Origin of the sequence: Kribbella sp. NPDC049174 (assembly GCF_043197365.1) — a bacterium.
Taxonomy (GTDB): Bacteria; Actinomycetota; Actinomycetes; order Propionibacteriales; family Kribbellaceae; genus Kribbella.
The window spans coordinates 262,308-278,471 of the sequence record NZ_JBICSZ010000003.1; the positions used below are offsets into that span (position 1 = coordinate 262,308).

Annotated in this window: 19 protein-coding genes and 1 tRNA gene; 4 read left to right on the forward strand and 16 right to left on the reverse strand. The window is 68.3% G+C overall.

Annotated elements, in window-relative coordinates; genetic code table 11:
* Positions 1–5: 5 nt before the first annotated feature.
* Positions 6–740: a hypothetical protein gene (locus tag ACGFIF_RS18560; protein ID WP_393155832.1), complete on the forward strand. Its 735-nt coding sequence runs from the start codon at positions 6–8 to the stop codon at positions 738–740.
* Between the two features lie 24 nt (positions 741–764).
* On the opposite strand, the gene ACGFIF_RS18565 is transcribed toward ACGFIF_RS18560, so the two are convergent.
* Positions 765–1,511, reverse strand: a complete 747-nt coding sequence (locus ACGFIF_RS18565) for a LuxR C-terminal-related transcriptional regulator (RefSeq protein WP_393155834.1) — start codon at positions 1,509–1,511, stop codon at positions 765–767.
* 135 nt (positions 1,512–1,646) lie between these two features.
* On the opposite strand from ACGFIF_RS18565, the gene ACGFIF_RS18570 reads away from it, so the two are divergent.
* Both ACGFIF_RS18570 and ACGFIF_RS18575 read left to right on the forward strand, forming a co-directional pair.
* On the forward strand, positions 1,647–1,940 hold the full coding sequence (locus ACGFIF_RS18570) for a hypothetical protein (protein ID WP_393155835.1): 294 nt from the start codon (positions 1,647–1,649) through the stop codon (positions 1,938–1,940).
* The gene (locus ACGFIF_RS18575) at positions 1,940–3,232 is read left to right on the forward strand and encodes a vanadium-dependent haloperoxidase (protein WP_393155837.1); all 1,293 of its coding nucleotides are present in this window, start codon (positions 1,940–1,942) and stop codon (positions 3,230–3,232) included. The genes ACGFIF_RS18570 and ACGFIF_RS18575 overlap by 1 nt, the downstream gene beginning before the upstream one ends.
* Here ACGFIF_RS18575 and ACGFIF_RS18580 read toward each other — a convergent pair.
* Together ACGFIF_RS18580 and ACGFIF_RS18585 are read right to left on the reverse strand one after the other, a co-directional pair.
* Complete coding sequence (locus tag ACGFIF_RS18580) at positions 3,229–4,158, reverse strand: phosphotransferase enzyme family protein (RefSeq protein ID WP_393155838.1); 930 nt, start codon at positions 4,156–4,158, stop codon at positions 3,229–3,231. The two genes, ACGFIF_RS18575 and ACGFIF_RS18580, sit on opposite strands and share 4 nt — an antisense overlap.
* A gap of 67 nt (positions 4,159–4,225) precedes the next feature.
* Complete coding sequence (locus ACGFIF_RS18585) at positions 4,226–4,717, reverse strand: YajQ family cyclic di-GMP-binding protein (RefSeq protein WP_337004033.1); 492 nt, start codon at positions 4,715–4,717, stop codon at positions 4,226–4,228.
* Positions 4,718–4,799: 82 nt separating this feature from the next.
* Here ACGFIF_RS18585 and ACGFIF_RS18590 point away from each other — a divergent pair.
* A tRNA-Tyr gene (locus ACGFIF_RS18590) sits at positions 4,800–4,885 on the forward strand.
* A 125-nt stretch (positions 4,886–5,010) separates the two neighbouring features.
* On the opposite strand, the gene ACGFIF_RS18595 is transcribed toward ACGFIF_RS18590, so the two are convergent.
* The 13 genes from ACGFIF_RS18595 to ACGFIF_RS18655 form a co-directional block, all read right to left on the reverse strand.
* Positions 5,011–6,438 (reverse strand): tyrosine-type recombinase/integrase, encoded by a 1,428-nt coding sequence (locus tag ACGFIF_RS18595; RefSeq protein WP_393155840.1) that lies wholly within the window; start codon positions 6,436–6,438, stop codon positions 5,011–5,013.
* Positions 6,435–6,638 (reverse strand): helix-turn-helix transcriptional regulator, encoded by a 204-nt coding sequence (locus ACGFIF_RS18600; protein WP_393155842.1) that lies wholly within the window; start codon positions 6,636–6,638, stop codon positions 6,435–6,437. Before ACGFIF_RS18600 ends, ACGFIF_RS18595 begins: the two co-directional genes overlap by 4 nt.
* An 84-nt stretch (positions 6,639–6,722) precedes the next feature.
* Positions 6,723–8,249 (reverse strand): YfjI family protein, encoded by a 1,527-nt coding sequence (locus ACGFIF_RS18605; RefSeq protein WP_393155844.1) that lies wholly within the window; start codon positions 8,247–8,249, stop codon positions 6,723–6,725.
* A gap of 113 nt (positions 8,250–8,362) precedes the next feature.
* Positions 8,363–9,241, reverse strand: a complete 879-nt coding sequence (locus tag ACGFIF_RS18610; protein WP_393155846.1) for a bifunctional DNA primase/polymerase — start codon at positions 9,239–9,241, stop codon at positions 8,363–8,365.
* Between the two features lie 27 nt (positions 9,242–9,268).
* Positions 9,269–9,445: a hypothetical protein gene (locus ACGFIF_RS18615; protein ID WP_393155847.1), complete on the reverse strand. Its 177-nt coding sequence runs from the start codon at positions 9,443–9,445 to the stop codon at positions 9,269–9,271.
* A complete protein-coding gene (locus ACGFIF_RS18620) occupies positions 9,445–9,636 on the reverse strand; it encodes a hypothetical protein (protein ID WP_393155848.1) in 192 nt (63 codons plus the stop codon). Before ACGFIF_RS18620 ends, ACGFIF_RS18615 begins: the two co-directional genes overlap by 1 nt.
* Before the next feature lie 29 nt (positions 9,637–9,665).
* The gene (locus ACGFIF_RS18625) at positions 9,666–9,932 is read right to left on the reverse strand and encodes a hypothetical protein (protein ID WP_393155850.1); all 267 of its coding nucleotides are present in this window, start codon (positions 9,930–9,932) and stop codon (positions 9,666–9,668) included.
* 246 nt (positions 9,933–10,178) lie between these two features.
* A complete protein-coding gene (locus ACGFIF_RS18630; protein WP_393155851.1) occupies positions 10,179–12,458 on the reverse strand; it encodes a cell division protein FtsK in 2,280 nt (759 codons plus the stop codon).
* A 44-nt stretch (positions 12,459–12,502) separates the two neighbouring features.
* Positions 12,503–14,071: a DNA cytosine methyltransferase gene (locus ACGFIF_RS18635; protein ID WP_393155853.1), complete on the reverse strand. Its 1,569-nt coding sequence runs from the start codon at positions 14,069–14,071 to the stop codon at positions 12,503–12,505.
* Positions 14,071–15,075: a hypothetical protein gene (locus ACGFIF_RS18640; protein ID WP_393155855.1), complete on the reverse strand. Its 1,005-nt coding sequence runs from the start codon at positions 15,073–15,075 to the stop codon at positions 14,071–14,073. Before ACGFIF_RS18640 ends, ACGFIF_RS18635 begins: the two co-directional genes overlap by 1 nt.
* The gene (locus ACGFIF_RS18645; protein WP_393155857.1) at positions 15,072–15,326 is read right to left on the reverse strand and encodes a hypothetical protein; all 255 of its coding nucleotides are present in this window, start codon (positions 15,324–15,326) and stop codon (positions 15,072–15,074) included. The genes ACGFIF_RS18640 and ACGFIF_RS18645 overlap by 4 nt, the downstream gene beginning before the upstream one ends.
* Positions 15,323–15,685: a hypothetical protein gene (locus tag ACGFIF_RS18650; protein WP_393155859.1), complete on the reverse strand. Its 363-nt coding sequence runs from the start codon at positions 15,683–15,685 to the stop codon at positions 15,323–15,325. The genes ACGFIF_RS18645 and ACGFIF_RS18650 overlap by 4 nt, the downstream gene beginning before the upstream one ends.
* Positions 15,682–16,038 (reverse strand): DUF6284 family protein, encoded by a 357-nt coding sequence (locus ACGFIF_RS18655; protein WP_393155860.1) that lies wholly within the window; start codon positions 16,036–16,038, stop codon positions 15,682–15,684. Before ACGFIF_RS18655 ends, ACGFIF_RS18650 begins: the two co-directional genes overlap by 4 nt.
* Positions 16,039–16,164 lie beyond the last annotated feature (126 nt).

A 16,164-nucleotide genomic window follows, 5' to 3' on the forward strand; every position in this document is an offset into this window, starting at 1 on the left:
CGGGCATGTACGAGCTGATACCAGTGGCCGAGGCACCTGAGTACGACGAGGAGGCCGAGCGGCGGTTCCGTGAGGACTGGCCGGAGTTCATCTTTCATGACCTGGAGGTGAGGAAGTACTCCGAACGGCGGGCGGAGTACTTCCGGGATCTGGAGTTCTACCTGGTCTCCGACGATCAGCGGCTGATCGCGGGATGCTGGGGTGTGCCGATCGCGTGGGACGGGACCATCGGCGATCTACCGGGTGGGTTCACCGACTCGCTGGTCCGGGCGGTCACGTCGTACGAGGAAGGCGTCGTACCGGACACGTTCGTGCTGATGGCGGCCGCCGTACGGAACGACGAACAGGGCAAGGGGCATGCGAGCCGGGTGATCAGCGCGGTGCGGGAGCGCGCGGCCGACGGTGGGCTGCCGCAGGTGATCGCGCCGGTCCGGCCGACGCTGAAGTCGTCCTATCCGTTGACCGACATCGCGTCGTTCATGAGCTGGACGCGAGAGGACGGACTGCCGCTCGATCCGTGGGTGCGTACGCACGTCCGCCTCGGAGCGACGATCCTCGCGCCGGCGCCGGAGTCCCAGACGATGACCGGAACCGTCACCGACTGGGAGAAGTGGACCGGCATGGTGTTCCCGGCATCCGGCTCCTATGTCATCCCCGACGGTCTGACCCTGCTCGAGATCGACCGCGCGACGGACGTCGGCGTCTACCGCGAGCCGAACATATGGATGCGGCACGCCTGACTTCCCCGCCCGAGCGTCTGCTGATCAGGCGGACAGTGGGAACGCGGTGGCGACGGCGGCCGTGCGGCTGGTGACGCCGAGGCGTTCGTAGATGTTCTCCAAGTGCTTGCGAACGGTGCCTTCAGCAACGAACAGCCGACGGGCGATCTGGGTGTTGCTGTGGCCCTCGGCAACGAGGCGCAGGAGCTGGAGCTGCCGGCTGGTCAGGTCCGGGATGCCGGCCCGGCGGCGTTCGAGGTCGCGGTGGATCTCGATGAAATGCGGCCGGAGCATCCGGAGCAGCAGCCGCTCGCGTTCGGTGAAGTCGCGGCCGGTGCCGCGGAACAGCAGCAGCCGCCGGTCCTCGGTTCCGGTCGCCGGGAATGGTACGGCGATCTCGCTGCGGACGCCGATCACCCGGAACCACTCACCGATGGGTGATCGCGCCAACTGACCGGCGGACAGATAGTCGGAGACCTTCCAGACGCTCTCGTAGTCACCGGTGCGTTGCGGCCGGGAGCACACGTCGTCGGCCCAGTACGACCGCCAGAACAGGTCCTCCCAGCCCTCGCCGGGGTCGACCTCCTGCTCGGTGACCTCCTCGTACGCGACGAACTCGCGATCCAGCGGACGGCTCACCTGGAACGTGATGTCGTCGGCCGGGATCAGCTCGGCGAGCGCCCGCATCAGCTCCCGCGGAAACACCTCATCAGGTCCTGCCTGCCGCCCCAGGTCGATGACATCCAGCATCCGGCGCAGATCCCGTTCGGTGACGGTCAACTGCTCCACCATGACGTACCCCTCCCTCCTGCTCAGGCTAAGCCCGCATCGGCGGTCAGCGAATACGTCGAACTGCGTATGGCTGTGAGCGGTCCGCCGCGGTCACGGTTGGTCGTGGAAGTTCACACCATTGGGAGGGAAAGACTCATGAAGCTGTTGTCTCGCCTGGCCGGCCTGTCGGCCGCACTGCTGGTGACGGTCGTCGCACTGTCCGGTACGGCGCACGCCAAGCTGCCACCGCCTGATCCGAATACCGGGACGCCGACCGTGTACTACGACGCTCCGGCGCCGACTGTGGTTGTCGAGAGCGGGCTGTCCATGCTGCAGGTGGTCGGGCTGATGCTGCTCGCCGCCATCGCCGCGGCCGTCGTCACAGCGATCGCGGGGCGCCGGCTGCCCCGGATCTCGACCGGCGGAACGGTCCAGGCAGGAGCTCGGTGATGTTCCGACGTGCGTGGAGGTGGCCGGCGGTGCTGGCCACCTCCGCCCTGATGCTCACCGCAACCATCCCGTCGCCGGCCGCAACCACAGCGGCCGGGTCGGCGGCTTCCGGGTCGGCGGCTTCCGGGTCGGCGGCTTCCGGGTCGGCGGCGTCCGCTGAGCCGGTGCTCGATTGGAGCCGGGTTGCGACGCAGTCGATCGTGGCCGCCGGGCGGCCTCCGGCCAGTACCGAGGTGCTGATGGGGATCGTGCACATCGCGATCGCCGACACTGTGGCCGGACTGGGACACGGCCGGCCGTACGTGGCCGCCGTACGTCCCGATCGGCACGCGTCTGCCGCGTCCGCGGTCGCCACTGCGGCGTACGACGTACTGAAGGCACGGATCCCGGCTGCGGGGCTTGACGTCACGTACGCCGACTATCTGGCCGGTGTGCTGGACGGTAAGGCCAAGACTCGGGGGATCACGCTGGGGCGTGCGGTGGCAGCCGCCGTACTCGCGTGGCGCGCAGGAGACGGCTTCGACAAGCCAGTGACGTACGTGCAGCGGCCACCGGGTCCGGGAGTGTGGGAACCGACCGCAGCGACTCCACCGGTCGACCTGGTCCTCACCCAGGTCAGGCCGCTGACACTGCGCTCTCGCGCGCAGTTCCGGCCCGACGGCCCTCTTGCGCTGACGAGCAAGCAGTACGCGCGTGACGTGGCTGAGGTCGCTGCACTCGGCCGCAAGGTCAGTACGACGCGGACCGCCGTACAGACCGAGACAGCGATGTTCTGGTCGGAGCACACCGCCCAGCAGTTCAGCCGCGCTCTGGTGCGCCTGGCGGGCGAGCGGCATCTCTCGCTGTCCGAGGCGGCCAGGATGCTGGCTCTGGTCCACGTGACGACTGGGGACGCTCTGATCGCGTGCTGGGACGCCAAGTACCACTACCGCTTCTGGCGGCCGGTCCACGCGATCCAGCGCGCCGACATCGACCGCAACCCGCGGACGACGGCCGACCCCACGTGGCAACCGCTCCTCGGCGCCAACCACCCGGACTACCCCTCGGGTCACGCCTGCTTCACCGCAGCCACCACCCGAGCCCTGGAGGCCTTCTTCCACACGAGCAGGCTGAGGCTCTCGATCGACAGCCAGGTCACGGGCACCACCCGCACCTACGAGAACCTGTCCGCCGTCCGCCACGACGTGCGTCAGGCTCGGATCCTGTCCGGCCTCCACTTCCGCCACGCCATGGAAGACGGCGACCAGCTAGGCACCAACGTCGCCAACTGGGTAACCCACCGCTTCCGCTAGGACAGCGCCAGTTGGGCGAGACCACCGACCCCGAGCACACCACGAAGGATGTCCACGCACTCTTCGCGGTCGGGGCCGGTGATCGCCTGTTCAGCCCAGAGTGCGGCGTCTTCGAGGGCTCGGGTGTGGCGGTAGTAGGTGACAGCGTCCTGGTCGAGCTCGATGTCGCCGTACCCGGTGAAGAAGGCTTTGAGCTGCTCGGGAGTGGTGGGACCGAGGGAGCCCATGCCGCCGAGCATGAACATCAGGTCCTGCTCGGGTGGCGCCAGTACGACGTCGTCCCAGTCGATCAGGTGGACCTGGCCGTCGACGAGGACGTTGCCGAGGTGCGGGTCGGCGTGACACACGACCCTGCGGCCGCTCGGCTCCGGCGGCCTGATCAGCAGGCGGGTGATGGTGTCCTGATGCTCTTTCCAGACCGCGGCCAGCTCAGCCTCGACGTCGTCCTCCGGCGCTTGCGTGGTGAGCCGGGTCTGCAGCTGCTCGGCCAACGGGGGGACGCGGGCGTCGACCGGGCTGTGCCGGGGTAGCGCCTGGCGGAGTCGTTCTGGCGGCTCTGACGAGTGCACTCGCCGGAGGAGTACGCCGTACTGCGTCCACTGCTCGGTGGTGAGGCCCGTCTCGGCCGCACGGACACCGTCGATCCACGGTGTGATGGTGAGGCGCTTCTTCCCGTGGAAGCTCCAGAGCCCGCCCTCCATCGTACGGACCAGCTCCGGGACCCCGGGCACGCCGCTGTCCCCCAGCCACGCCGCCACCTGGTGACCCGTGTTGGTGCCGGCTCCACTCCACTTCACGGCGTACGTGTTGATGGCAGTGGCCGCCCGCCACACCTGCGCCGCGACATCAGCCCCGTGCCCGACCGGTGAGAGCTCCACCACATCAAGCCCGAAGTCCTCAAGCACCCACCCCTGCAGCTTCCTCACGCCCGCCAGCATGCCCGGCCACCGGCCGCGATGCGAGCCGCTTTCCGGGCAGACCGGCGTACGAAGGTCAGCGGTAGTTGACGAACTGGACGGCGAAGTCGAGGTCCTGGCCCTTGATCAGGGCCTGGACCGCCTGGAGGTCGTCGCGGCTCTTGCTGGAGACCCGCAGCTCTTCGCCCTGGATCTGCGCCTTGACGCCCTTCGGGCCCTCGTCGCGGATCAGCTTGGACAGCTTCTTCGCGTTCTCCTGGGTGATGCCGGCGCTGATCGAGGCGTTGATCTTGTAGACCTTCCCGGACAGCTTCGGCTCGTCGGCCTCCAGGCCCTTCAGCGAGATCTGCCGCTTCACCAGCTTGTCCTTGAACACGTCGAGGACGGCGTTCACCCGCTCCTCGGTGTTCGCCTGCATGTCGATCGCCTCACCGGACCACTTGATCCCCGCGTCCACGTTCTTGAAGTCGAACCGCTGGCTGATCTCCTTCGCCGCCTGGTTGACGGCGTTGTCCACCTCCTGACGGTCGACCTTGTTCACGATGTCGAAGGAGGACTCCGATGCCATGGGCAGTTCCTTTCCGATTTGCTGTCAGGGGCACTGTCTGTTGTATCGTCTCCCACGCCGGTTCACGAACCGGCAGCACCCTGGCGGGTTGCCCGAGCGGCCAAAGGGAGCAGACTGTAAATCTGTCGGCGTATGCCTACGCAGGTTCGAACCCTGCACCCGCCACCAGCAGCAAACCAGCCCCTGACCTGCGGAAACGCAGAGCAGGGGCTGTTTCGTTGTGTCCGGCTGTGTCCGGCTGTCACCGGGGATCTACGGCTGTCTGTGCGGAATCCGTGCGGAAGTTTGGAGCCCTAGGCAGCGCGTTCGGCTAGATCCTCCTTGAGTGCGGCCTCTACTCGCCGCCGGGCTACCTCGTCCTGTCCGTCGAGGCACTTGGCGTAGACCTTGAGCAGGACGTTGACGCTGTGGCCCGCCCACTCCGCTACCTGCGTCGCTGGCACGCCCGCGTTCAGCCACAGCGACACAGCAGCGTGCCTGAGGTCATACGGCCGCTTCGCGAGTGGCGAGGCTGCCTGGGCTTCGCTGAGCGCCTTCTCACGGGCCTTGTTCCAGACCCGTGCGTAGGTGTTCGAGGACACCGGGTTGCTGTACGGCGGCGGCAACGGGATGCCCGCCTTCCCGGTGCGACTGACGAACAATCGTCCGCCCGGACCGGGACGGAACTCGTCAATGTGCCGGCGCAGCAGCTCGACCAGTTCCGGACAGGCCGGGACGGGACGAGTGGCCTTATCCGGCCGGTGTTTCAAGCTCCGGTCCTCGCTCGCCTCGCCACTGTCGGTCCAGTCAGTTCCGGCGTGCTGCGTAGAACCCGTCAACAGCAGCTCGCCCCAGCCGTCCTCGGGAAGTTTGCAGCCCGAGACAGACAGGTGCTTCGCCTCTGACGGCCTCAGTCCCGCGAAGTAGAGGCAACCGAAGAATGCCTCCAGCGCGGGATAGATCTCTCGCACTGCGCGGAGCAACGATCGCGCTTGGCTCGGGTTTGCCACCACGCGCCGGTCAACGATGTCGGTGTTCTCCGGCTTCGTCCACTGCACTTTGTCGATCGGGTTGGCCTCGAATAGCTCCAGTTCTACGGCGTACTCCATCGCGCTGTAGAACGCGGACCGCTTCCGTGTGACCGTGGCGGGTGCAGCCGACTTTCCGTCGAGCTTCAAGGCGAGCGCATCGAGTGCTCGACGCATTACGGGAGCTTCGCGCAGCTTGGACAGATCCGGCGAATTGTCTGCGATCCATCGCAGACGTACGGCGTCCTTGTCCTGTGGAGTCGCGTCCAGGACGGCGCTGCCCCCGCGCGCGGCCTTATTGAATGACCAGTTCCGGAGGACCGAGCGAATCTGCTGCATCTCATCGGCCGTCCTGCTCGGCAGGAGTGCGATTGTCACAGCCGCGAGCGCTTCGGAGATGTTCTTGCGGTGACGCGGTGATGCGTGGGGCCACTTGACATCGACAAACTCGGCCGCGTGTTCGTACCAGGTGCGTCGGCTCAGCTGTCGGAGCATCGTTTGGGGCAGGCCAGTAGCGATGTCGAAGGGAACACCTTCACGCGCGGCCGTGGTCAGCTTCGATCTGAAGCTGTCAGCGAGCTTGATATGGGCGAACGTCTGCTGCGACCGCTTGCCAGCGACCGCCCACCTGACGGTGTAGGTCTTGCCGCGCTTTCCGGCGTACGTGTCGATCTTCCAGATGCGCACGTCGTAGGACAGGTTGTCGGTGCTCACGCAGCATCCTCCAGGCTTTCGAGCCAGCGTTCGTAGTCGGTGAGGCGGATTCGGATATCGCCGTTCGGGAGCTTGATGCAGCGGGGTGCCTTCTTGGCGGCTCGCCAGTCATAGAAGGTCGAGCGGGCTACGCCCAGGTCGGCGCACACGTCAGCGATCGACAGGTGTGCCCGCCGCCGGGGAGAGGTTGCCGTGCTCACGCAGGTGTCTCCTTCGAGGTCGAGAGGCCCTGACAAACTGACAAAACTGACAGAACCCGGGTTTTGTCGGTTTTGTCGGTTTTGTCATGGGGTGGTGAGGGCTGCGGGGTGGACTTCGTAGGCGGTCGAGGGGCGGCCGCCCTTGCTGGACTTCTCAGTTGTCTTGGATCGGATGTGGCCGTGGTCGGTGAGGATCTGGAGTGCGGGGTCGAGGTCGGCGGCGGTGGCGAATCGGGTGCGGCCTTGGAGGGAGCGGAGGGCATCTCTGCGGGTGAAGGTGTCGTGGCCGTGTTTGGTGATCCAGGCGAGGAGTTCGCGGGCGTCGTCGAGGTCGGGGTCGGATCGGCCCATGAGGTCGTAGACGGCTAGGGCGTGGTCGAGGTAGTAGCGGCCGATGCGTTCGGCGGCGTGCATGGTGTCGGCGGTGATGGGTCGGGCGTAGCCGGTGGTGAAGGTGTGGGCGAGGTGGAGCAGGGCAGCGACCCGGACGACGGCTCCGGCGAGCTTGGAGGCCCAGTCGGTGATCGGTGCGAGTTGTCCGGTTTGTGGGTGGAGTCGGGGTTCGATCCAGTCTTGGAAGTCGAGCAGGACCTGCCGTGCGTCCGGGGTCAGGTCGAGGGTGTTCGGGGTGTCGTTGTCGGCCAGGAGCAGGACGAGGGTGCGGAGGGCGTCGCGGTAGGTGGACTCGACGGGCTCGGGCACGGAGTCGGCTTGGTTGTTACGGGTGCCGACGGTGTTGACGGGCAGGCTGTAGAGGATGCGGGCCAGGACGCCTCGGTCACGGAATCCGGGCTGTGCGGCCAGGCCTTGCAGGGTTCCGGGCTGGGTGGTGACTCCGAGGGTGAGTGCGGGCCGGTCGATCGATTCGGACTCGCGGCCTTTGCGGTCGACTTGGAGCTTGTCGCCGGCGTGGCCTTTGAGGAACACGCCGAGGTTGGGTGCGGCGGAGTAGCGGGTGCCGGTGAGGGTGGCGAACACGTCGCCTTCGGCGGACAGCACGGCCAGCCGGCCGCCGTGGGTCGCGAGCAGCGAGATACACGATTCCGGCGTCACGTCGTCGGTCATCAGCCGGGGCAGTTCCGGTACGACGATCGCGGCGGCTTCCTTGGCGGCGGCGGTCGCGTCGGCGAGTGCTTCCTGTGGGTTCGCGGTGGCGCGTTCGGCCTTCTTGGCCAGCTCCTCGGCGCGGGCGTAAGCGATCCGGGCGGCCAGCTCGGTCTCGATCCGTTGCTCTGCTGCGGCTGCCTGCAAGGCCTGTTCGGCGTCCGACAGTGGGCCGGTCATGGCCCGGAATACCGGCGACTTGCGCGACCCCGGCGGGAGCGCGGTGACGGTGTAGAGGTTGACCTGTTCGAGCCATGACCGGTCGACTTGCACGAGCACTTTGCCACCGGCCGCGGTGGACAGGCAGGCCAGCGCGACGGACCCGGCCAGGTCGGCCGGGGTCTGGGTCGCTTCGGCGACGGCGGTCACCTGGTCGGCCAACCAGGCGGGGAACACATCGACCGGGAACGGCCTGAGCAACCGGTCAGTCTTCAGCGGCACCGGTGCGCCGTCCCACACCGGGCCGGCGGCCCCCAATGCATCAGCGGCCTCGTGATCGTGATGCATAGGTGTGATCTGAGGTTTTTGGGTGCTTCCGATCGGTGTCGGGGCGGTTGGTTCCCAAGGGTCTTCGGGCGGCTCGGTCAGCGGTGGTAGCCAGTCGGGGATGTGTTCGGCGCTCATGCTGCGGCGATCCCTTCGTCACGGAAGCCTCCGGTGATGGCGGCTCGGATTTCTCGGTCGCTTTGCTGTGCAAGGTGTCCTACGTCGGTCAGGGCAGCGACGGCGTCGGTCGGGTCGATCGCTCCGGCCGCGACGAGTCGTGCGACGCCCCTGGCGGCGCCGTAGAGGGTGTTGCGGCGCCGGCCTTCGGGGGCGCGGCGTACGGCGTCGAGGTGGGCGGCCAGAAGCTTGGAGGGGTGGGAGATGCCCCCGGCCTGTCGTGTTGTGGTTGGGCCGGCCGGCGGGGTGCTGACGGCCGGGGCGGGCAGGCACGCGGTGACGAGAGCGGGGGGCATCTCCACCAGGTCGTGGGCGGTGGTGCCCCACTGGTAGGGGCGGTGGGTGCGGTGGTGGATGGATGGGGGCAGGACGACGTAGCCACCGTCTGCCTTGATGTCGATCCCGGCCAGGTTCGGCATCGGCCGCGACGGCAGGTGCTGGCCGGGGTGGCGGTAGTACAGGTGCAGGCCACCGGAACCGGTGTGGACGTGGAGGGTGCGCGGCACCAGCCGCTCGGTCATCAGGTCGGACAGACTGCTGTCGCCGCCGTGCGCCGGGTCCACATCGACCACCACCAGGCCGGACACGGCACCGGTGCGGACCGCGAGCTGTCCGCGCGGGACGGCGGCCACGATCGCGGCGACGCGGGCCGGGTCGGTGGTGGCGGCGTAGAACCCGTGGCAGGTCAGGTGCCCGCAGCTCGCCGGGTCGTGGTCGGTGCCTTCGGCCTGGCGGCAGGGTTCGCAGTTGGCCACGGGGCGCTTGGAGCGACCGAGCACGAACACCGGCCAGCCACGTCCGGCGGCTTGCAGGGCGACGGTCAGCAGGTCAGTCACGGCAAGGGTCCTCTCGAGTAGCAGGGTTCAGGCGGCGTGCTGGTAGGTCGTGGCGGGCACGACCTGGACGGGCTCGGTACCGGGTCGGCGGATCTCCCGGTGGCCGGGTTCGCGCTTGTGGGCGGCGACCTGGACGAGTGCGGAGGTGGTCGCGCCGGTGGATGGGTCGGAGCCGGTGAGGAAGCCGAGGGTGCGGGCGGCCATCAGAAGTGCCACCAGCGGCGGCGCCGGTCGGCGGTGTCGAGGCGGTCGCGGGCGGCGAGTGCTTCGGCGGTCTCGTTCTCGGCGGAGTAGGTGTTGAAGTCGGCGAGGGCTGCCCGGTACTCCTCGGCCGGGGTCGGCGCCTGGTCGTCGGTTGGCTTGTGCGTGCTGGTCTTGCGGGGTTTGCGGGCCATGGTGGTTCGGGTCTCCCTCGGTGTGGTGGTTAGCGGTTGCGGTTGGTGTGTTGGTCGAGGACGCGGCGGCCGATGCGTCGGCGGCGGCCGGTGCCTTTGCAGCGGGGGCAGTTGCGGAACGATTTGCGGGTCGGGGAGCCTGACTTGCCGGAACCTGAGCAGCGAGGGCAGTTCGCGTAGGGCCAGATCCGGCAGCCGACCAGATAGCCGACGACCAGGACGAGGACGAGCGCGGCGAGCAGCAGGACCGATCCGGCGGTGACGAGCGCCACGAGCGGCGCCATGGACTCAGCCATCTCTGTCACTTTCTGTAGTCGGATAGGGGTGTGCGGGGCCGGGTCGGGCACCGTGTGCGGTGGCCGTCCTGGTGATTGGTGGGGTGGTTAGCTGCCGATGATCGGGTTAGGTTTCTCACTCACCGGGTGAGATGGGCCGATTGTGGGCCTGACCTGCGGGAAGTTAGCGAGTGAGTCGAGTTAACCGGGGGCTGGAATGCCCTGGTCAGAGCCGCTGAGAGCGGTGTTCTGGCCCCCGGTGCCTGGTTAACTCGCGAGCTGGCCGGCGCCGTCTTCGTCGCCGTCGTCGGCCTGATACCGCAGCACGATCGCGTCACGGACGGTAGCGGGATCGATCGGGTAGCGGTTGCCGGTCGAGGGCACCTTGATCCCGTGGTCCTTCGCGAGGATCTCCCGCAGTGCCTTGCCGGACAGGTTCTGGTAGGGCGTCCACGTCGGGGCGTGGCGCTTGAGCAGTGCGGGCACGTCAGCGCTCGGGACCGGCTCGGCGCCGAGGACTTCGTCCAGGTCGGCGAGCAGGTCGCGGGTCTCGATCTCGATCGGCGCGGCGCCGGGCAGGGGCTGGTTGCGTTCTTCGATCGCGGCAAGCGCGCGTTCGATCAGCGGCGTCACCTGGTCGTTCTCCTTGGACACGTCGAGGAAGTACCACTGAAGGATCTCCGAGCGCTCGCCGCTGAAGCCCTTCACGATCGACGTTCCCCGGTCGGTGCCGGGGATCAGCTCGGTCGCGCGGTGCCCGGCGGTGTAGGCACCCTGGCCCAGCAGCGCGTCGTTGGCGACGTGGTCGGACACGGCGAACGCGATCCCGTTGGAGCAGTTACGGGTCACATCACGCGGCATCGACGTGGCCGTGGGCGCCTGGGTGGACACGATCAGGTGAATCCCGCGCTTGCGACCGAGTTTCACGATCTCGATCACGTACTTTTGGATCTCCTTGCCGAACGTGTCGTCGTACAGCGCGACGTGCGCCTCTTCGAGCAGACCCACGAGCGGGTGCAGGCCGACGCCCTTGTTCGCGATTTCCCGCGTGACAGAAGGGATCTCGTACCGGACCAGCAGTTCGCCGCGTCGCTGGACCTCGTCGTACATGGCTTTCAGGTCGTCGCGGATCTTCTCGATCGACTCGGCGTCGGCGCCCATCACGTAGCGCGAGCAGCGTGGCCGGAACACCTCGAAGTCGTAGTTGGTGTCCGGCACCCAGATCCGCAGCTCCGCGGTCGGGTCGAGCGCGGCACCGATCATCAGCACCCGCGCCGAGGCGGACTTGCCCTGACCGGGGATGCCGCCGGTGATGGTGTTCCGTTCGGCCATCGGCGCGAGCATCGGCTCACCCCGCAGCGTCCGGCCGGCGGGGACGCCCTTGAAGAAGTCGACCAAACCGCCTTCCAGCAAGGGATACGCGCCCGCGCCCTCAGCCAGCGCGCCCTTGTCGGCGACCCAGAGGTCCAGGATCCCGGCCTCGCTGCCGGTGGTCGGCCACACCTCCTTGGTGGCCCGGTGCAGGCCGGTGGCCAACTCGGCGCGGCGGCAGGCGATCTTCTCGGCCGTGACACCGGCAGGCAGCCGCACCACGGCGTGGGTGCCGCGCCCGTCCACGCGGGCCGGGGTGATGAACTGCAACAGCAGGCCCTGCTTCAGGTACTGCGTGATCGCCGGGATCCGCAGCGCCTTCAGCGCCTGGGCGATCGTGTTCTCATCGATCGCCACATCGAAATCGGTGTCGCCGCTGGTGACCAGCCACGCGGGCGGCTCCGCGCGGCGCTTGCCCTCACGCCACGCGGCCAGCACCAGCAGGAACGGCAGCGCGATCGTGAACAGCCCCCACACGAACGCGACAGCGGCGATCACGAACCCGATCGCGGCGAAGAACCCCGACCACACGCCGGTGAACGATCCGTTCCCGGTGAGCTTGGTGAGTACCGCGATCACGAACACGGTAAGGGGGATGCCGATGAACGTTGCGGCGAGCACCTTCACCAGGCCGATGAACAGGCGCGGGAGATCCATCAGGCGCTTGTGACGCCGCTCGGTGGCCATCTCCTTGCGGTCGGCCCACTCCTTCAGCGCCTCCCGGTCGCCGACCGCCTCAGCGGCCTTGATCTGGCGCCTGTAGACACCCATCGTGGACGCGTCCCACGCCCGCTTCGCCCACGACTCCACACCCTGCACCACGGTGAACGAGTGCCGCAGCACGGCCTTCCCGGCGGTCATCGTCGGCTCGTGCGCCTTCACCGCCACCGCCGCCGACTTCGCCACCCGAGCCGGTGCCATCGCGCGACGCACCACCAGCGCACCGCGCGACGCCAACCGGCGGTCGAGTTCGGCCGACTCCTCGTCGGTCAGAACCTCACCCTCGACCACATCGTGAACCTCGGTCGCGTCGTCCGCCGGGACCCGCTCGGCGTCCTCGTGAATGATCTCCTGAAAGCCGTCCTGAATGTCGCCGTGAACGCTGTCCTGAACGGTTTCGTGATCGGTGCCGTGAATCCGGTGGACGTTGTCATGGTTGGTGTTGTGGTCGTTCACGGGTGCCTCCTTCGGGTCGTGTCCGTTGGGGGTTGTTGGGGTGTTCATGCGGCGACCGCCTGTCGGCCGGTGAGGTCGCCCATGTCGTGTCCGAGTGCTTCGGCGACGGCGGCGATCAGGTCGCGGGCGGCGGGCGGGGTGACCGCGTTGCCGAGTTGGCGGACCTTCTCGCGCTTGTTGCCGAGCACGACGTAGCCGGGGGTGAACGCCATCCCGGCGGCGATCTCGTGCGGCTCCAACATCCGGAACAGGCAGTCCTCGACCGCCGGGGTCGAGTACTCCAGCAGCGACTGGTGCCCCGCGGTGGTCAGGGTCCGCAGCGGTTCACCGATAGGAGTTGACATCTCGGCGCCATCACCCCTGGCGGTGTTGTTGCGCATCACCAGCGCGTACCGGTCGCGAGTGGTGAAGGTGCCGTGCGGGTCGTCGGTGCTGCGAGCGGTGGCGTTGCCGTAGTAGGGCATCAGCAGGCCGTGATGGTTGCCAGCGGCGGCGAACGTGTCGAAGACCTGCCCGACGCCCTTGGCGGTGTTGTTCGCCCGCAGCGGCACCACCAGCGCTTCGGACTCGTTCGCGGTCCGCGTCCGCATCACATCCATCACTCCGGTAGCGGCGTCGTTCCAGGTCCCACCGGCCGGTACCAGCAGGGCCGACTCGTTGCGGGTCGTCTGGGTCCGCAGCACCGCCGTCACCGGCATGGCCTGCTTGCCGTCGCGGCCTTCCATCGGCACCACCAGCGGCGCGCCGACACGGGCCTGACGGTCGAGCGCGGCGGCGATCCGCTGCATGGTCTTGTCGGCCAGCGGCCGGACCTTGTCCCCGATCCGCTGCCCCGGCAGGGTCCAGTCGATCGCCGACGCGGCAGGCAGCCACCCCGGCTCCACCACAGCGTTGCGGCACGAGACGCGCGGGCAGCGCCACACGTACTGCGCCCGGTACCGGCCCCACACCTTGTCCGGGTTCTTCCACGCCTGCATCGCGGCCACCAGCTCGTCACAACCGGGGCAGTAGGCCAGCGGCCGGGTCCACCGGTCCAGATCCGGGCAGCGGGTCTCGTTCCGGTGAGCGACGACGTACATCCGGTCCCGCGACTGCGGCGCGGGCCGCCCGCCGGCCTGGGCGTGCATCGAGTTCAGGTACACGACGTGCAGGCAGTACCCGAGCGATTCCAGCGACGCCCGCCACGACGGCCACAGCACCCACTTCGCCGCGTCCACGACGTTCTCCACGATCACAGCCGCGTAGCGGTGGTACTCGGCGAACCGCACCACGTCCCACATCGTCGCCCGCGACCGCTCCGCCGCCTCGTCCGGCAACGTCTCCCCGAACAGATCCGGCGTCCGGTCAAGGTTGCGCTTGACGCCCTTGGCCTGTGAGTGGTTCGTGCACTCCGGGGAGAACCACGCGCCATCGGTACGCGGGTAACGGCGCGGCTCGACCTGCGACAGGTCCGCACAGTCGTGATCAGTAGTCGGGTGGTTGGTGTTGTGACTGTCCACCGCAAGCCGCCAGTGGTTCGCCGCGAGCACCACGTGCACACCAGGGACCTGCTTCGCGCCCGTGGTCGTGCCGCCAGCACCGCAGAAGAAGTCCTTCCAGCTCATGTAACTCATCAGGCAGCCTTCCCCTCGAACTGCTCCGTCGTCTCGGTCGCCGTGTCGTCAGTTGCGGACTCGCGTTCCCGCTCCGCACGGGCGGCTCGCCGGGTCGCGAGCAACAGGTACCGGACGTTGTCCGCGACCTTGGCCGACAGACCCGCAGAGCAACCGGTCGACTTCCGCGCCCACGCCGGGGTGATCTCGCGCGGGTCCGTGTTCAGGTCGAGCGCGAGCATCGCGTCCTCCACGTAGTCGCCCAGCAGCTTCCGCGCGGTCTTGGCCGGGGCCTTCTTGCGGGGCGACGGCTTGCGCGGCGACCGCGTTTTGGTTGTCTTGCCGGTTGCCTGGGGAGATGCCCCGCCCGCTGTCGTGGAAGCCGATTCGAGAGCCTCCGGAGCCGGGGGCATCTCCTGGGCCACCACCGGCGCGGCCAGCGGCTCAGCGGCCTTCTGCGGGTCAGCCAGCGCGGCAGCCTGCTCAGCCCGCAACACCGCCTCGGTCAGGCGGTCACGCAACACCGGCGCCGTTTCGGCAGCACAGAACACCAGCAACGGCGGCACCGAGTGCAGCACGATCCCAGCCAGATCGCCCTTGCCGAACGACGCCCACGTGTTCATCACGTACGTTGCGGCGAATGCGAACCGCTTCGTTCGGCAGATCCACGGCCCAGCGTCGGTGACCTGGTAGCGGGCGGTGATCTGCTCCGCCCTTAGAACCGCGATCAAGACCAGTGACACCATCGGGTCCAACAGCCACGCCGCCAGCCATGGCAGCGAGCCCACCGGTGCGCCGTCAGCGGCGAACGCCTGCACGTTGACCATCGTGAACGCCAAGCCCAGAACGATTCCCAGCCACATGCACCGGTCCACCTGCGTGCGGATCGACTCGACCCGCAGCGCCACCACGTCGGGGTGAGTGGACAGCGCCCGGACCTGCGACGCCTCAGCCGCGGAGACCCGCAGCCGGTCCACACCGGAAGGCTTGCCCTTGCCTGGTGCAACAACAGCGGTGGTGGTCATCGGCCCTCCTCACTGGTCAGAAGCTGCCGGGCGTCGGCCAGGAACCCGGCCAGCACCCACAGGTCTCCATACGCGGTCGCGGCCTCCGCCGACACCGCGCCGGCCTTCCCCGCCGGGGGTATCCCGCCGACCAGCACGAACTGCGACAGGTGCTCGAACCGCGCCTGAAGCTCATCCACGGTCTGGCCCGACTCCACGCCCAGCCGTTCTGCCCACAGGTCTTCCAGGCTCGTCACGCGTGGCCGCTTCATCGCTGGGTCTCCTTGATCCCGGTGTGGCCCTGACCGGAGATCGCGGCCTGTGCCGTGGTCAGGCACTCGCCGACCCGGCGGGCGTGCTGTCCGGCCAAGAGCAGCGCGTCCACGGCCAGCGCGACGCTCACGCCCGGGTCGCCCTTGTCGTCGTACACGTCGTGCGTGGTGAGCGATCGGACCAGCCCGGCGCCGAGCTGGCGCGTCAACTGCTCCAGCGCGAATCCGACCTGCTGCAAGCTGCCCAGCACGTCATAGGCCAGCGGAGCGGGCACCGTGCGGGAGATGGTCGAGTGGTTCAGAGTCCGGATCGCCTCGTAAGCGGCGTCTGCGGACTTCGGCAGGTGGGCGCTGCTCATGCCGCACCGTCCGTGGCGAACTCGTCGGCGACCAGCTCGCGGCCAGCGGCCAGAACCCGGCGCTGAGCGCGGCGGACACGGCGGCGGTCCAGAACCGACGCGGCCGGCCCGGCGGTGATGCACGAAATCTCCGCCTCCAACAGGTCCAGCTCAGCCGCAATCAGCGGCCACTCCTGCTCGATCGTGGCGAGCTCGGCCGCGGTGGGCTCTTCGCCACCAACGGGCGAAAGGTGGATCATGGCCACGGGTTGTGCCTCTCTCATCAGATGGATTAGTGCGACCCCAGACGCCTCGGCGGGTGCCACCGCCGGGGCGTCGCCCGGGTCATCGGGAACGCTGGTCAAACTGGCCATGGGCCTTCTCCCAAGCGGTGTTCCGAGCGATCTGCCGGGACAGGCACGACGGGCACGGCTTCCGTCCGTGAATGCCCTGACCGGCAACCCCTTTGCCCTTGCAGCGCTTGCAGCCCTTGACGTTGT

Bases quoted from the DNA above. Each gene is read 5' to 3' on its own strand.
- ACGFIF_RS18575 (WP_393155837.1), top strand. From the start codon at position 1,940: ATGTTCCGACGTGCGTGGAGGTGGCCGGCGGTGCTGGCCACCTCCGCC.
- ACGFIF_RS18655 (WP_393155860.1), bottom strand. From the start codon at position 16,038: ATGGCCAGTTTGACCAGCGTTCCCGATGACCCGGGCGACGCCCCGGCG.
- ACGFIF_RS18635 (WP_393155853.1), bottom strand. From the start codon at position 14,071: ATGAGTTACATGAGCTGGAAGGACTTCTTCTGCGGTGCTGGCGGCACG.
- ACGFIF_RS18615 (WP_393155847.1), bottom strand. From the start codon at position 9,445: ATGGCCGCCCGCACCCTCGGCTTCCTCACCGGCTCCGACCCATCCACC.
- ACGFIF_RS18620 (WP_393155848.1), bottom strand. From the start codon at position 9,636: ATGGCCCGCAAACCCCGCAAGACCAGCACGCACAAGCCAACCGACGAC.
- ACGFIF_RS18570 (WP_393155835.1), top strand. From the start codon at position 1,647: ATGAAGCTGTTGTCTCGCCTGGCCGGCCTGTCGGCCGCACTGCTGGTG.
- ACGFIF_RS18640 (WP_393155855.1), bottom strand. From the start codon at position 15,075: ATGACCACCACCGCTGTTGTTGCACCAGGCAAGGGCAAGCCTTCCGGT.
- ACGFIF_RS18605 (WP_393155844.1), bottom strand. From the start codon at position 8,249: ATGCATCACGATCACGAGGCCGCTGATGCATTGGGGGCCGCCGGCCCG.
- ACGFIF_RS18625 (WP_393155850.1), bottom strand. From the start codon at position 9,932: ATGGCTGAGTCCATGGCGCCGCTCGTGGCGCTCGTCACCGCCGGATCG.
- ACGFIF_RS18650 (WP_393155859.1), bottom strand. From the start codon at position 15,685: ATGAGCAGCGCCCACCTGCCGAAGTCCGCAGACGCCGCTTACGAGGCG.
- ACGFIF_RS18585 (WP_337004033.1), bottom strand. From the start codon at position 4,717: ATGGCATCGGAGTCCTCCTTCGACATCGTGAACAAGGTCGACCGTCAG.
- ACGFIF_RS18560 (WP_393155832.1), top strand. From the start codon at position 6: ATGTACGAGCTGATACCAGTGGCCGAGGCACCTGAGTACGACGAGGAG.
- ACGFIF_RS18565 (WP_393155834.1), bottom strand. From the start codon at position 1,511: ATGGTGGAGCAGTTGACCGTCACCGAACGGGATCTGCGCCGGATGCTG.
- ACGFIF_RS18645 (WP_393155857.1), bottom strand. From the start codon at position 15,326: ATGAAGCGGCCACGCGTGACGAGCCTGGAAGACCTGTGGGCAGAACGG.